At 34.0% G+C, this 15,067-nt stretch carries 9 protein-coding genes; 4 read left to right on the top strand and 5 right to left on the bottom strand.

Going from position 1 to position 15,067, the window contains the following annotated elements:
• Positions 1–156: 156 nt before the first annotated feature.
• From N4270_RS13750 to N4270_RS13765, 4 genes are all read right to left on the bottom strand, one after another.
• Positions 157–2,148 carry a putative porin gene (locus tag N4270_RS13750; protein ID WP_260097920.1) on the bottom strand — a complete coding sequence of 664 codons (1,992 nt, stop codon included), beginning with the start codon at positions 2,146–2,148 and terminating at the stop codon, positions 157–159.
• 136 nt (positions 2,149–2,284) lie between these two features.
• Positions 2,285–3,067, bottom strand: a complete 783-nt coding sequence (locus tag N4270_RS13755; protein WP_260097921.1) for a hypothetical protein — start codon at positions 3,065–3,067, stop codon at positions 2,285–2,287.
• A gap of 18 nt (positions 3,068–3,085) precedes the next feature.
• Entirely contained in the window at positions 3,086–4,582 is a 1,497-nt protein-coding gene (locus N4270_RS13760; RefSeq protein WP_260097922.1) for a RagB/SusD family nutrient uptake outer membrane protein, read from the bottom strand.
• A gap of 12 nt (positions 4,583–4,594) precedes the next feature.
• Complete coding sequence (locus N4270_RS13765; protein ID WP_260097923.1) at positions 4,595–7,636, bottom strand: TonB-dependent receptor; 3,042 nt, start codon at positions 7,634–7,636, stop codon at positions 4,595–4,597.
• A gap of 203 nt (positions 7,637–7,839) precedes the next feature.
• Between N4270_RS13765 and N4270_RS13770 the strand changes: the two genes are divergently transcribed.
• The 4 genes from N4270_RS13770 to N4270_RS13785 all read left to right on the top strand — a co-directional run bounded on the left by N4270_RS13770 (position 7,840) and on the right by N4270_RS13785 (position 13,750).
• Positions 7,840–8,442: a ribonuclease HII gene (locus N4270_RS13770; protein ID WP_260097924.1), complete on the top strand. Its 603-nt coding sequence runs from the start codon at positions 7,840–7,842 to the stop codon at positions 8,440–8,442.
• Positions 8,443–8,469: 27 nt separating this feature from the next.
• Positions 8,470–10,905: a ribonuclease HII gene (locus N4270_RS13775; protein ID WP_260097925.1), complete on the top strand. Its 2,436-nt coding sequence runs from the start codon at positions 8,470–8,472 to the stop codon at positions 10,903–10,905.
• A gap of 120 nt (positions 10,906–11,025) precedes the next feature.
• On the top strand, positions 11,026–12,582 hold the full coding sequence (locus tag N4270_RS13780) for an OmpA family protein (RefSeq protein WP_260097926.1): 1,557 nt from the start codon (positions 11,026–11,028) through the stop codon (positions 12,580–12,582).
• A gap of 118 nt (positions 12,583–12,700) precedes the next feature.
• On the top strand, positions 12,701–13,750 hold the full coding sequence (locus N4270_RS13785; protein ID WP_260097927.1) for a nucleoid-associated protein: 1,050 nt from the start codon (positions 12,701–12,703) through the stop codon (positions 13,748–13,750).
• Here the strand turns inward: N4270_RS13785 and N4270_RS13790 are convergent, their stop codons facing one another.
• Positions 13,751–15,055 carry a YCF48-related protein gene (locus N4270_RS13790; protein ID WP_260097928.1) on the bottom strand — a complete coding sequence of 435 codons (1,305 nt, stop codon included), beginning with the start codon at positions 15,053–15,055 and terminating at the stop codon, positions 13,751–13,753.
• Between the last annotated feature and the right edge of the window lie 12 nt (positions 15,056–15,067).

Raw genomic sequence — 15,067 nt, forward strand, 5'->3', positions numbered from 1 at the left:
GGGTGCAAATATACAACCCTTATTTTCTTCTTTCCAAACCTTTTGATATCTTTTTTTTAATTCTTTTTTTTACAAACGCTTAACACCTTAATATATCGACTATTGGGTAATGAAATTTGTTTGAAAAACAGGAACTATTGATATACTATTGGGGTATTAAAGGAAGAAATTCCAAACCAATCCAAATCGAACAGTAAAGTCTCTATAAGGATTATTGGGTGCTGAAAAATAATCATAACCTGTAAATGAAGAATTAAAATGTTCGGCTTTTAAAAAGATTCTTGTTTGTCTTATTTTGGCATTAATAAAGAAGTCCAGCCTAGGGAAGCCTCCTATCTTAGTTTCATTTTGAGAATAAAACTCTGCGAGTAATGGATCATAGCCATCCATATAATAATCGGTAAAATAATTAAATGTAATTCCTGTTTGAAGGTATAATGCCTTTTTTTCAAAAAAATGGTTAGAATAATATAATGTATTTCTAAGGATTAATTCTGGTAAGTTAAGAGATTGAGTATCGTCATTAACTTTTTGGTATAGAATTGAATTATCTAAAGCGAACTTTCCGAATTTAATTTCTTTATCTAATCGTAATTTATATAGATTAATAGATTGAAGTAACTGTTCTGGTTTTATGATATTGAAACCATCTTCGGTACTCGTATCCACTTCCGAAGAAAAGAAAGCAAAATTATCTATCGTTAGATGCTGAAAAGATGCATTAAACAGTTTTTTAGATTTTAGCTCTATGGTGAAGTTATAATTGTCTTGATTTTTAAAACCTTCAATATTATTCCAGTTATAATTTATATAATCACTTTGGTAAAGCAGCAGGTTATAGTTTGGTGAATTAGAATTAAAACCAATACGCCCTTTTAGGTTTATATCATCGGTAATGGCATAGCTAGCTTCTGCTAAAAAGAAATTGCTATCAAACTGTCCTATAATATTAGCACCAATTTCCCCATTTAAAACAAACCCTCCAAATTGATTTGAGTAGCGCCCGTTTAAACTAACGATTTGATCTTTTAATCTATTAGGAATTTGCTGACCGTTTAAAATAGTGACCTTATCGTAACCGTAATTAATATCATTATAGCCTACACCAAAACTAACATCTCCTACAATTGGCGCTTTATAATTAACGAGCAGCTTTGTTTCAAAGTTTTCTAAGGTGACTCTATCTCTAAAATTACTCTGGTTAAACGATTCTCCAAAGTAATCTGAACTGGAAGTTTGTTCGTATTGAAAGTACTTATCCTCAAAATTAATAATATTCTTTATCGATAGTGATTTATTTATCGAGTCGTTTTGAGGAATCAGTTGATATTCATGATTTAGGTAAAATCGCTTTCCAACTAAAATATTTTCTGCATCATCAAAGTTTGGGTCAAAAACAGACCGGTCAATAAAATCTTCATCACCTGAAGTGAAATTGGGTAGATCTTCCGTTTTTAAACCTCCGTTCTCTTGATTTAATAAATCTTGAGTTACGATGTGTGCTTTAGCAAAATAACGTTCGTTCTTGGACTTAAAATTAGATGTAAAGCGTAAATTGCCTGTACTCGTTAATGTATTTTGATAGTTACCTAACGAACGAAGTCCTTTATACGCAATCGAAAAATTAAATTGCTTTGATGTATTAACTGTAAAAAAGGCATCCAGTAATTGCCCTTGCTGAAAAGCTGTTTTAAAAAACAATTCGGTTAATGGAGTGGGAACTTCATAGTAGTTGACATCCTCAATTTCGAAATAGTTAAAATGTCTTGCTCGAGCACCAAATGCCGGTAACAAGTTAGTTGAATTAAATTCTTTGGTTAAGCTGTTATAGGTTTGTCCTAGATTAGCAAACTGAATCAAGCCAAAGTTATCCTTTCTTAAATAATTGAATTTATAGTCTTTAGTAATAGTCAAAGACGTATCAACATATTGAATATTGTTTGCTGCATCAATAATTTTGTATTGTTCTATTTTAGCTACTTTATTATTTACATTCTTACCTTTTTTATCTACCAAACTACTGTCATTAGAATTTAAAGGTCTTGTTGTATCATTCCTAGTTAATTTCTTATTAGGGTCTAAAGTTTGAGCAGTAATACAATTTGATAAGCATAAAAGTAAAATGAAGATATAAAAAGGCTTAATCATATATTTCAGAATTCAATTTGGGTGCAAATTAATAATTCTAAATCAAGAAAATCATAAAAAAAAAACAAAACCCCGAGAATAATCATTCTCGGGGTTTTAATATGGTATTTAAATTAGTTTAAAATAAACTAACTAATTACGGATTCACTGTAAATGGCGTATCTTCGTAGCTTCCATTATCTAGCACACCTTCTCCTTGTGCATGAACAATGATTGAACATGTTACTGAGTAGTTACCTGTTAAAGTAACTCCTCCACCTGTTCCAACTTGACCATCACCATAAGTATCAATTAATCTAAACACATAATCACCATCAGGTAAAGTATACGTTTGTGTAAAGTTTTGAGATACTGTAGCGTTTCCACCAAATGGGAATGTTTCAGGCACTACAAAATTACCAGCTGCATCTTTGATGCTAAATCCAGTTTCAGTAGCCCATACATCACTATTAATCTCTACAACAACATCATTACAGATGATAGCTCTAAAGTAAGTAATAGTTACGGTGTCAAAGTAAGAAGCTTCACCTTCAGGAGCATCAATATTGATAACTAAATCTTTAGTTTCTCCATCTTCTCCAGTAATACCAGAGAAATCTAAGTTTACATCTAAAGTCCCTAAATGAGATCCAGCAGGAATTGTAACTGAACCAATTGTGTATTCACCAGCTACACCAGTAGTTGCTTCGGCATCTACAGTAACTGCTACGTTTCTAGCTTCACTAGATACTGTTGTTACCTCTACAGGAACAGAGATTGTTAAATCTTCTGGCGGAACAGACACATTATAACTTTGAGTTGCAAAAGAGTATGCTGATTGACCATTAATATTGTCAAATACAACCGGATCCTCTTCACAGCTTGTATATGTAATAGTTACAAATAAAGCTAGAACTATTTTTAATATATTATTTTTCATAATTATAAGATTTTTTTATTAGTAACCAGGGTTTTGTTGCCCACCAATTCCAGCATTTGCATTAATCTCTATAATAGGGATAGGTAATGTAAATCTGTAATCTGTAGCAGCTAAAGTACATGCTCCACTTTGAGCATTACAATCTGTAGGATCTCTATCAACCCCTCTATTAGCTGCAGGTCCTAAACGCTTTAAATCTTTATAACGGTGACCTTCAAAACATAATTCAATTCTTCTTTCATCAAGAATAGCTGCATAAGCTTCTTGAGCAGTACCATAAGAAGGCATTGCTTGAGCAGAACCAAAACGCGCATCTCTTAATTGTTTAATTAAAGTAGCTGCACCAGTTAAATCATTATTAGTAGCAACTCTAGCTTCAGCTAACATTAATAACATTTCAGATGATCTAAATACTTTTAAATCGTTCATTAACGGCTTACCTTCTGAACCTGGATATTTTTGGATAATTAAAATATCAGTATTTACCGGATCAGGATCAGTATCATAATTTGGATTGATAATTGAAGAAGGTGCAACACTAACATCATATCTTACATCGTTAGTATCTAATAGGTTGAATAAACCTCTGTCCATTTCAAAATAAGATCCTCCTGTAATCGTAGCATCAACGAAAGCAAAACGAGCACCTGCCCATCCTCCAGCAGCTACAGAACCAGTAGTTCCTTGACCGTCATACGTATCAGTAAGAGTTCTTTCTAGTTTGAAAATAACTTCAGTATTATCAGCATCTAAAAACATTAATTGATATTGTGCTTGATTTGCTAATGGGTAACTAGCTAATAATTGACTAGATAAAGAAGCAACTTGCCCATAATCTTTTCTTGTCAAAGCTGCTCTAGCTCTAATAGCATTAATACCATCTGCAGAAAGAAACGTTGGACTAGATTGCGTACTAATCATACTAGCAGCCATTGTTAAATCTGAATTGATATAATCCCATAACTCTCCAGTAGTATTTCTAAGCGGTTGATAATCTAACGGTGCTACAAAATCAACAACAGGAGCTGCTAAAGTTGAATCATCCGTTGGATCTGGACTAAAATAAGTCATTAATTCTAAGTTAGCATAAGCTCTAATTGCATGTGCTTGTGCTAATACATCATCAAATAAAGCTTGTTCAGTAGCATCTTCAGGTGTAATGTTAGCAGCAGCTTCAATAAGTAATGTTGCTCTGTTATTAACTCTATAGTTTCTTACCCAGAAATCAGATGCTGCAGCACTACCTGCATTCAATACAAAGTCATATAATGCAAAACCTTGTCCACCACTATCAAAACTTACAGCTACTTCATCAGTAAAGTTAGAAGCTAAAGCTATTTCTGGCGATAAATCCCATTGGTTATATACAGCAAGTAAACCTTGTTGTAAATCATCAACCGATTGGAATGCATTTAATGCATCTAATCTACCCGGCTGTCTGATGTCAATTGCGTCGTTACAACCCATAACTATAGTTAGGAGTCCGACAAATAATATTTTACTAAATTTTTTCATGTGTTTTTTTTTTTAAAATCCTAATTCGAATCCTACAGAGATTGTTTTTGGAGTTGGGTAAGATCTTTGTCCACCTAAAGATGAAGGATCAAATCCTCTCCATTCTGTCCATGTAAATAAGTTTTCACCATTTACATATACTCGTGCGTTTGAAAGACCAGTATTCTCAAGGAATTTAGCTGGTACATTGTAACCAAAGCTAGCAAAACGTAATCTTAAGAAATCTGCGCTTTTTAAGAAACGATCAGATGCAAATGAATTTCTATTCGCTGCAGAAGGTGAAGGAATATCAGTAACATCACCTGGCTGAGACCATGCATTTAAAACATCAGTCGATAAGTTGAACTGGCTAACATTATCAGTATTAATGGCATCAGAATAATCAAAATCAAATTGATCAACACCAAGAACATAGTTAAACTGTGTTTGTAAGAAGAAATTCTTATAGTCAATGTTTAGTTTGAAACTACCATTCCATTCTGGAATTGCACTTTTTCCTAACCAAACACGATCATTATCAGCATCAGGGTTTTCAGTAACATCACCATCAGCTGTTAAATATAGAAGCTCACCATTTGCAGGGTTAACACCTACATATCTAAGTGAAAAGATTTCATTTAAAATTCCACCTTCACGTCCAAGACCTATAATTTCGCCATTTTCGCTAGGAATGTCTCTTAACTCAGTCTCATTGTAGTTACCTACAACCCCTACGTTAAGTTTAAATCCACCTTCAGTTTTAGGTAAGAAAATATCATAATCAACAATAAAATCTATACCTCGGTTATATAATTCACCTGTGTTTGCATTTTGTTGAGTTACCCCAGTTGTTGCAGATAAAGGTGTGCTTTGGAAAAGATCAGTTGTTTGTCTTTGGTAAACATCAACAGAACCTCTTAATCTACTATTCCAAACTCCAAAATCTACACCAATATTGCTAGAAGTAATTGTTTCCCATCTCAAAGAACGGTTACCTAATTGTGCTAAACCAATTGAGTTAGCATTTCCATAACCAGAACCTGTAGCAAAGAAATCTTCAGTTAAATCTGGACCTCCAAAATAACCTAATCCAACGATATCTTGGTTACCCGCAGTACCGTAAGATGCTCTTAATTTAAGGTTATCAATTGCTGAACCGTCCATAAATGATTCGTTAGAGATGTTCCAACGTCCAGAAACAGACCAGAAAGTTGCCCATCTGTTAGATCCTGCAAAACGGTAAGATGCATCTCTACGTACTGTTGCAGAGAAACCATACTTTGTATCGTAATCGTAATCTAATGAAGCAAAGTAAGAGAATAAACCTGCGTTTAAGATTTCAGCATTTGCTGTATCAGCAAACAAACCATTTGCAGGAGCAATAAATCCACTACCATCTCCAGGAGAGAATGTCTTGGGATCTAAACCATTAGAAAAATATCCAAATTGTCTAAAGTGAGCTTTAAAGTACTCTGTATATAAACCTAAATCTACTGTATGCTTATCAGCAAACGTTTTATTAAAGTTTAATGACGTTACTTGGTTATAAGAAAACTGTCTTGTTGTAGTTTGTTGTTGAAAACCAGAAGTTGGGTTCTCAGCACCACCGAATAACAATGCGTTAAAAGACGCAGGGTGCTCAGCACGAGTTAAGAATTCACTTTGGTAATCTCCAGCTAATACAACACCAGCTGTTAACCAGTCTGTAATATCATAGTTAAAGTTTGCACTTGCAATGGCTTTAACCTCTTCCTCAAAACGCGTATATGTTAATAATCTATCATATAAGAATAGAGGTGTATTTGTAAATGATAAAGGTGATAATAAATCTGCACCATTCGTATAATCATCAATAGAAATGTAAGGAACAGATTGGTAAGCTCCTAATACGTAGTTTCTGTTAATTGCTCCAGATGCAATACTGTTTGGCTCATTTGATTTAGAGTAGTTAACACTTAAGTTAGCACCATATCTAAATTTTTCATTTGTAGATTTCCCAGTAACGTTTGTTCTTAAGTTGAAACGCTTTAAATCTGAATCTTGTAACACACCTTCAGTATCTTGGAAACCAAAAGATGTAAATTGTGAAGTATTCTCACTACCACTAGTTAAAGATAAAGTATGACTCTGAGTTACACCTGTACGGAAAAAGAAGTCTCTCCAATCAAAATTTGGAGCCGCTGCAATTTGCGCGTCTGTTAAAGGCGTCCCATTCCCAGGGTTAAATACCCCTTGACTGTTACCAGCACCAGCACCATTACCACGATCTCTTTCATAAGTAAGTAACTGTTGCGAGTTCATCATGTTGTAGTCATTATCCTGAAGCGTACTGTAAGCTACATATCCATTGTAGTTTACTTTAAGCCCCTCACCAAAGTTTCCTTGACGAGTTTTGATAATAATTACACCATTTGCACCTCTGTTACCGTAAATTGCTGTCGCACCTGCATCTTTCAATACATCAATAGACGCAATATCTTGTGGGTTAAGAGATCTAAAGTTGTCTTCGTCTACCGGAGCACCATCAATTATAAATAATGGCTCAGTATTACCATTAATAGATCCAACTCCACGAAGTTGTACAAGTGAGTTACCACCTGGTTGACCTGTACTTGTCGTAATATTCAAACCTGGTGCCTGACCAGTTAATGTTTGAACAAAACTCGCATTCGGTCTGTTTTCAATAGTTTCTGCCGATACCCTTACGGTAGCAGCACTTGAAGTCGCTTTACTTTGATTTCTATAACCAACAACCACAACTTCATCTAAAACGGCAGCATCTTCTTCCATAACAACGTTGATAGCAGAATTACCTCCTACTAGTCTTTCAGCTGTTTTCATACTTACGAAAGAAAAAACTAATGTTTCATTAGCACTTGCTTTGATTGAGTAATTCCCATCAAAATCTGTTTGAACTCCACGAGTAGTTCCTTTTACAATTACATTTACACCAGGTAATGGCAAGCCATCCGCCTTAGCTGTAACTGTTCCTGTGACCGTTTTCTCTTGCGCGAAAGAGAGTTGCATCACAAACGCCATAAAAAGCGTCATTAACCATGTTAACTTTAATTTCATAAAACAATTATTTGAGTTAGTCTAGCGCAAACATCTTAATAATATATTAAATAAACAAGTATTTATACTAAAAAAATGTTAACATGCAACTAAATTATAAATAACGTTTTTTGGCATGCCAAGCCTTATAATTACTAGTAATTAGATACATAAACCTTAAAATGGTTGCGTTAAAATTTTAACTTTGTCCAAACTTTAACATTTTGAGTCTAAAACCAACTTTTTCGTATTTAAAATTAGAATGTGGCACAGATGAGGCTGGAAGAGGCTGTTTGGCCGGACCAGTAACTGCTGCTGCTGTAATTTTACCTTCTTCATTTAATAATAGCATGCTAAATGATTCTAAGCAACTTTCTGAATCAAAAAGGAATGCACTCAGACCTGAGATTGAACGTTTAGCTATCTCTCACTCCTATGTTCATATATTTCCAGATGTCATAGATAAAATCAATATTCTTAGTGCCTCTATTCTCGCAATGCATAAATCTATCGAACAACTTTCAACCACACCTGAGTTTATTATTGTTGATGGCAACAGATTTAAGCCTATATTAGATATTCCATTTGAAACCATTATTAAAGGTGACAGCAAATACTTGTCTATTGCTGCTGCCTCTGTTTTGGCGAAAACATATAGAGATGATTATATGGAGAAGATTCACGACGAATTCCCAATGTATAACTGGAAACAAAACAAAGGCTACCCAACAAAAGAACACAGAGCTGCAATAAAAAAATACGGCATTACTAAATACCATAGAAAATCTTTTAGATTATTACCAGAACAGCTCAAATTAGAACTCTAACTTTTTATATTTGCAAAAACCCTATATATGAAAAAACTCTGGTTGATCTTATTCTGTTTTTCAATTATTGTAAGTTGTGATAATTCAAATCAAAAATCGGTGAACCCATTAGCTCTAGTTCCTGAGCATAGTGAAATTCTCATTAAGATCAATTCTTCAGAAGGCCTAAACAATGGCTTAAAAAACAACACACTCATTAAAGCGCTTAAAAGTTTTACCGAAGTTGACCAATTTAATGCGCTTCTACTTCCGCTTCAACAAATTAGCACAAGTCAAAGTCTTATAGCACTTTCAAAAACGAACCATGACAGTCTTGAGATTAGCTATATTATCCCTTATAAAAACCTATCTTTACTATTAGACTCTATTTCAGAACTTAAAATTGATACCACTTTTAATACTTCAGAAAACATTAAAAAATTGGTATATAATAATAAGGACTATTATTTTAAAAATAATGACAGTACTCTTTTTCTATCTAATTCCTACGATTTAACAAAAGCGTCATTTTCTAAATTGGATGTCAATCCTGAATTAGAGACCATTTACAACACTTCTAATAATGAAAAAATGGTTTCTCTCCTTATTAATCATAAAAACAAAGCTCTAAATCCGTTAATATTCAGAGATTCTACATTAAATCATTTGCAATTTTCTAATTATACTATGATTGATAGTGACATATCTCAAAACACCATTTTGATCAACGGTATTACAAAAGCAAATGATTCGTCAAAAAGTTTCATCACAGTTTTTGACAAAACCATTCCTCAAGAAAATAAAGTCGCAACAATTTCTCCTTTTGATGTTTCAAGTTTTAAAAGCTTCACATTTCATAATTATGAACGGTTCAAGGAAAATATGATAAAACATCAGTTTCAAGATTCGACTACAACTTATCATGAGGTATTTCAAAATATTGTAGAAATTGCTGAAATCAGATCTGAAAACCAAACAGCGATTGCACTTAGATCCTTAGATCCTAGCACAACGTTTGATAATTTTAATAGCCAAATTATTTCAGAACAATTTAGAGGCATTGACATCTACAGCCTAGACAACTCTACACTTTTCAATGAATTGCATCCTGCTATAGCCACATTTGAATCTGCTAACTACTTTATTGCGCTTGATGATTTCTTTATCGTTTCCAATGCGCCTTCATATTTAAAAGCGTTTATTTCTAATTATCAAAATAAAAGTGTGCTTTCAGAAAGCAATGCTTACAGCGATATTCAACAGAATTTAAGCGACGAATCGTCTCTATTAATTTTTGTCAATTCTTCGGAATTAAAAAACGTGATTAATACTAATTTTGCTGACGATAAAAAATTAGACATATCCAACGGACAAATCACAGCTATTCAATTTATATATGATACTGATTTTGCACATGTGAATGGGATTTCAAAAGCACACAAAAGTAAAGATGGTAGTAGTTCGGTTAGCGGAGAACTCAACATAACACTCGACGCTAATTTAATAACACCACCACAATTGGTAAAGAACCACACCAATAGTCAAATGGATATTGTAGCCCAAGACACCCAAAACAACTTGTACTTAATTTCGAACCAAGGCAAGGTGTTCTGGAAAAAACAACTTGAAGGAAAAATATTAGGCGCTATAAAACAGATGGATATCTACAAAAACGGTCGTCTACAACTTGTATTCAACACTTCAAAACGCCTTTATATTTTAGACAGAAATGGTAAAGATGTTGGAGCATTTCCTTTGAAGTTTAATGATGAAATCACACAGCCAGTATCATTATTTGATTATGATAATAAGAAAAATTACCGATTAATGATTACCCAAGGCAAATCGGTTTTAATGTATGATAAAAATGGAAAAATCGTCACTGGTTTTACTTATAAATCTGCCGAAAACACCATATCATCTCAACCCAAACATTTTAGAATTGGCAGAAAAGATTACATCGTTTTTTCTCATGGCAATCAGCTTGAGATTTTAGATCGTGTTGGAAAAACAAGAACCAAAGTCAAAGAAACTATCAGCTTTTCTGAAAATGAAATCTACCTATACAATAATAAATTTACTACTTCAAACACCAATGGTGAACTTTTAGAAATTAGCAGTTCTAGCGGGTATGTTAATCACAAAAACCTCAATACCAATAGCGAACACAAAATTGCTACAACAAGTAAAACACTTGTCGTAATGAATGACAATAAACTGACGATTAAATCTAAGACAGTCGAACTGGATTTTGGAGAATATACAGCACCAAAGATTTTTTATATTAATGATAAAATCTATGTCACTGTTACAGATTTACAATCTAAAAAGGGCTATCTGTTTGATAGCCAAGCCAAACCAATTGCAAACTTTCCTGTATATGCCAACTCATCATTAGAGTTAAATAATATAGACAAAGATCGTGCGCTAGAAGTCATTACCAAAGGAGATGATGATGCGATAATTGTATACGAAATACAGTAAAAAGACCATTTTACTATAACCAACCACACACTAAAAGCGACAATTCACACATCATTTTTTGCCAAGTAACTAGGATTATTTACCTTTAAAGATGCTATTAATCAATCTTTTATAATCCTCATGTTAAACAAACCTTTACGCGCAAAGCTAGTCCTTATCGTTCTCGCTGTTATAGTTTTTGCTCCAGCAGCTTATTCACAAACAAAAAAAATAAAGCGTCCTAAAAGCAGAGTCGGCATTTCAAGTGTCGATACATTTGTACAAGAATCTTTTGATTTGTACGATAAAGTATATAAATATGATGGCTATGCTGAAGCAGGCACACCATTAGATGACGAAGATATTGACGTTTTAGAAGAAGCACTTACCGAAATGACCGCTTTAAGTGATAGTGCTCCAGATATTATTGCAGATTTAGATGGTGTTGGTGTGCTTAAACAAGGAAAGGCTACACTACAAATAAACAAAGCAAAAAAGGCGTTAAAATATAGTATCACTACAGCTAAAGAACTCTTATTAGGTGAACGCGAGCGAAAAGATGAGCAAGAAGACGATTCTGAAGACTCGTCAGAAGATAACAACACTTCTCCTAACGATAATGATGATAACACCAACGATACAAATACTGAAAATGAAACACCTAAAAATATATCAGACAATTTAGAGGTTTTAAGCAAATACGATTACATTCCAGGTGATAAACTCTTATTTTTTGATGATTTCTCTCAGGATTTTGTGGGCGATTTACCAAGTAAATGGAACACCAACGGATCTGGAGCTATTGTAAAATTTAATACTGTAGAAGGCAATTGGTTTGAACTTAAAGCGGGTTACAGACTATATGTTATTCCTGATATTAACGAATTACCCGAAGACTATACCATCGAATTTGACATTCTTACTTCTGGTCTTAACAACCAAACGTCATCTAGTGCTAGACTCTTTGTCGTACTTAGCGATAACAATATGTTTAATGACGGAAAGGAGCACTATGCAGCAGCATCCTTACCTCTAGGACAATATGGCGCCTTTGATATCAATGCCTTTAATTACTTTAACAGAGCTGGTGGTGCAATAAATTCCGGACTTACAGCCGACATTAGAGATGAAATAAAAAACCAACCACACATCGCTATTTCTGTGACAAAAAAACGCTACAGACTTTGGGTTAACGAGATTAAGTATATCGATATACCTCGCTTTATTGAAGAATTAAACGTTCTTAACTTTTTAAAGTTTCATGTGTATGGTCTTAAAGATGGTGAAGAACGCATTTTTATTAAAAACCTTAAAGTTGCTGAAGGTGGCGTAGATTTACGTCGTAAGTTACTTTCGGAAGGTAAAATCTCAACTAATGGTATTCTTTTTGATTCAGGTTCGGCAACTATCAAAGCACAATCTTATGGTATTATTCGTCAAATTTCTCAGGTTTTACAGCAAGATGCTGCTATTAAATTAAAAATTGTAGGGCATACTGATGCCGATGGTGGAGATGATGTGAATTTAAAGTTATCACAATCGCGTGCTGAAGCCGTTAAGCAAGCATTAATTGACGTGTATAAGATTGATGCTAATCGACTTACTTCCGAAGGAAAAGGCGAAAGTCAACCTATTGCTGACAACTCAACAGCAGATGGAAAAGCTCAAAACAGACGTGTCGAATTTATAAAGCAATAACGCATTTAACGCAACCAAATCGCTGCCTCAATCTTAATGAAGGCGCCAAAGAGTTTTCTTTGGCGTTTTTTGTTTTTAAACCTTAAATTTTAGTACTATTGTGCTTTAAATTTTAGCCATGATTAAACGTACCAAAGCATCCATTTCTAAATGTATTCTTCATAAAGTTGGAAACAAATTTAACAGTACTAAAAACGCATTTTCAGAACAACCTATAGACTTTGAAGAAGTGAGTTATGATTTAATGCTTCCTTATTTGCTTAGACCGTTTACCAGCCTTGCCGAATCCTATAGATTTAATCATCATTCCAATGTCGAGCTCAATGAAATTAATAGTTATGCTTCTCAATTATTACAAGATGACAGCGATTTTGTGGCTATTTCTAAGCATATCGTTATGCATCTATTCGAACAGTCTAATTCGTCACAAATCAAAACAGGTGATGTGATTGTTTGTTTGTTTCACGACATTCAATATGAAGATTATCAAACCGATGCCGTAGGCATTTTTAAAATTGAAAATAAATCTCACTTTTTTCAAACCTATTTAGAAAATGGGAGTTATGACATCATCACCCAAAAAGGAATTGCAACTAAAAAAGTAGATAAAGGAGTTTTAATACTGAATGCTGCCGATACCGAAGGCAAAATTGTGCTAAGTGTTGACAACAATAATTATGACGCACAATACTGGATTAAAAGCTTTTTAAATATCAAATATCCTGACGATTCTAATCAGCACACCAAAAATTATATCGAAATGTGTCGTGAATTTTCAAAAGAGGTGATGCAGCCTCAATTTGGCGGACAAGAACAAAGTAATTTTCTAGCGAAAACTGTCGATTTTTTCAAAGAAAATGAGATTGTAAATATAGAATCTTTTAAATCTGAAGTTTTTGAAAAAGACGACGCTTTAGAACTTTTTGAGGATTACAAAAAAACTTACGAAAGCGATCATAATGTTTTAATTAGAAACCAGTTTGATGTTTCTGAAGTTGTTCTTAAAAAACAAAAGCAGAAAATTAAAACCGAAATTAAGCTCGATACCAATATTCAGATAAAATTAGACGTTGACGCACCAGATGCTTCAGCCGAATATCTTGAGCGTGGTTATGATGAAGAAAAAAAGATGCACTATTACAAAGTGTTTTTTAATGAAGAAGGCTAATCACTTCACTATAATTTTCACAAATTCATAGCCGTGATAGGTATAAAGCACAACATAATAAGGGCCTTTTGATAGTGACTCCACGTTAAATGGAATTTTATAATTACCCGCTTTTCGCAAGCCTTGGACTATCGTTTTAACTCTTTGTCCATTCGTATTATACAAGCTTAATTCGCAATAGGTATTATTGATTAAATCCAGCTCTAATACAGCATCATCTTCAATAATATTAGAGCCTTCAATTTTAACTTTATGGCCTTTAGGTTTTGTAATTTCAAAATCTTCGACACTTAGTGAAGCGTCGGTATACTTATAAACATTAATACCTGACGCATACATCAGTGTATCATTAACCCGCTGAAATCGATTATAACTCGAACCAACAGTTGGCTTATAAGTCCAGCTCTGACCTTGATCGGTTGTTTCATAAAAGGTCGTATTAAATCCGCCTACCCAACCTAGGCTCTCATTTAAAAAACCAACACCTTGAATCGTTCCTGAAAATCCTGGCGGTGATACCGAATGCAGGCTCCAAGTTTGTCCGCCATCCTTAGATTTATAATATTCTGGTGTTGGAGTAAACGATTCTACGGAAGCATACATAACTGAATCTGTCAATTCTTGAATTTTCCAGATGCGTGTATTGGAATCCGCTCCCAAAGTAACCGTTGACCATGTTTGTCCGCCATCGGTTGTTTTTACAATAATTCCTCTTAATCCTGTGCCCTGAGCACTCTGTCCACAAGCAAATCCAACCATTTCATCTTTAAAATGAATATCTACTAAGGCATTACATAAATTTCCCATATCTGTATAAACCCAAGATTCACCCTGATCTGTTGATTTCATAATATATGCCGATCCATAAAAGACACCTGTTACAAAAATGGTATTTTCATTGACCACATGCATACCACAAATACCTGGAACACTCTGCGGGATATTACTAGAAATATCAATCCACGTGTCGCCTCCATTGGTGGTTTTTAATAAGGTTGCTGAAGGGTTTCCATTAGCAAGCGTACCAGCAAAACCAATTTGGTCATTGTAAAACTCTACACTTCTAAAATACCGATCAGAATTGTAATACTGTTGCGTCCAGTTTAATCCGCCATTAGTCGTTTTCAAAATTTGCCCACCACCATCCACAACCCAACCAACTTCGGGATCAACAAATTGCATGTCTTCAAAACGCCATCCAAAGGTAGTCGCATTAAGCACTTGCCAATCTTGAGAGACTACAATGTGAGGGTTTAAAATTAACAGGATTACAAAAACCAAACTGTATTTTTGAGCTAAATTCATGATTTTAAGCAT

This window comes from Psychroserpens sp. SPM9 (assembly GCF_025153525.1).
GTDB lineage: Bacteria > Bacteroidota > Bacteroidia > Flavobacteriales > Flavobacteriaceae > Psychroserpens.

Excerpts from the sequence above, each read along its gene's own strand:
- N4270_RS13750 (WP_260097920.1), bottom strand. The coding sequence starts at position 2,148 with ATGATTAAGCCTTTTTATATCTTCATTTTACTTTTATGCTTATCAAAT.
- N4270_RS13765 (WP_260097923.1), bottom strand. The coding sequence starts at position 7,636 with ATGAAATTAAAGTTAACATGGTTAATGACGCTTTTTATGGCGTTTGTG.
- N4270_RS13785 (WP_260097927.1), top strand. The coding sequence starts at position 12,701 with ATGATTAAACGTACCAAAGCATCCATTTCTAAATGTATTCTTCATAAA.
- N4270_RS13755 (WP_260097921.1), bottom strand. The coding sequence starts at position 3,067 with ATGAAAAATAATATATTAAAAATAGTTCTAGCTTTATTTGTAACTATT.
- N4270_RS13790 (WP_260097928.1), bottom strand. The coding sequence starts at position 15,055 with ATGAATTTAGCTCAAAAATACAGTTTGGTTTTTGTAATCCTGTTAATT.
- N4270_RS13775 (WP_260097925.1), top strand. The coding sequence starts at position 8,470 with ATGAAAAAACTCTGGTTGATCTTATTCTGTTTTTCAATTATTGTAAGT.
- N4270_RS13760 (WP_260097922.1), bottom strand. The coding sequence starts at position 4,582 with ATGAAAAAATTTAGTAAAATATTATTTGTCGGACTCCTAACTATAGTT.
- N4270_RS13780 (WP_260097926.1), top strand. The coding sequence starts at position 11,026 with ATGTTAAACAAACCTTTACGCGCAAAGCTAGTCCTTATCGTTCTCGCT.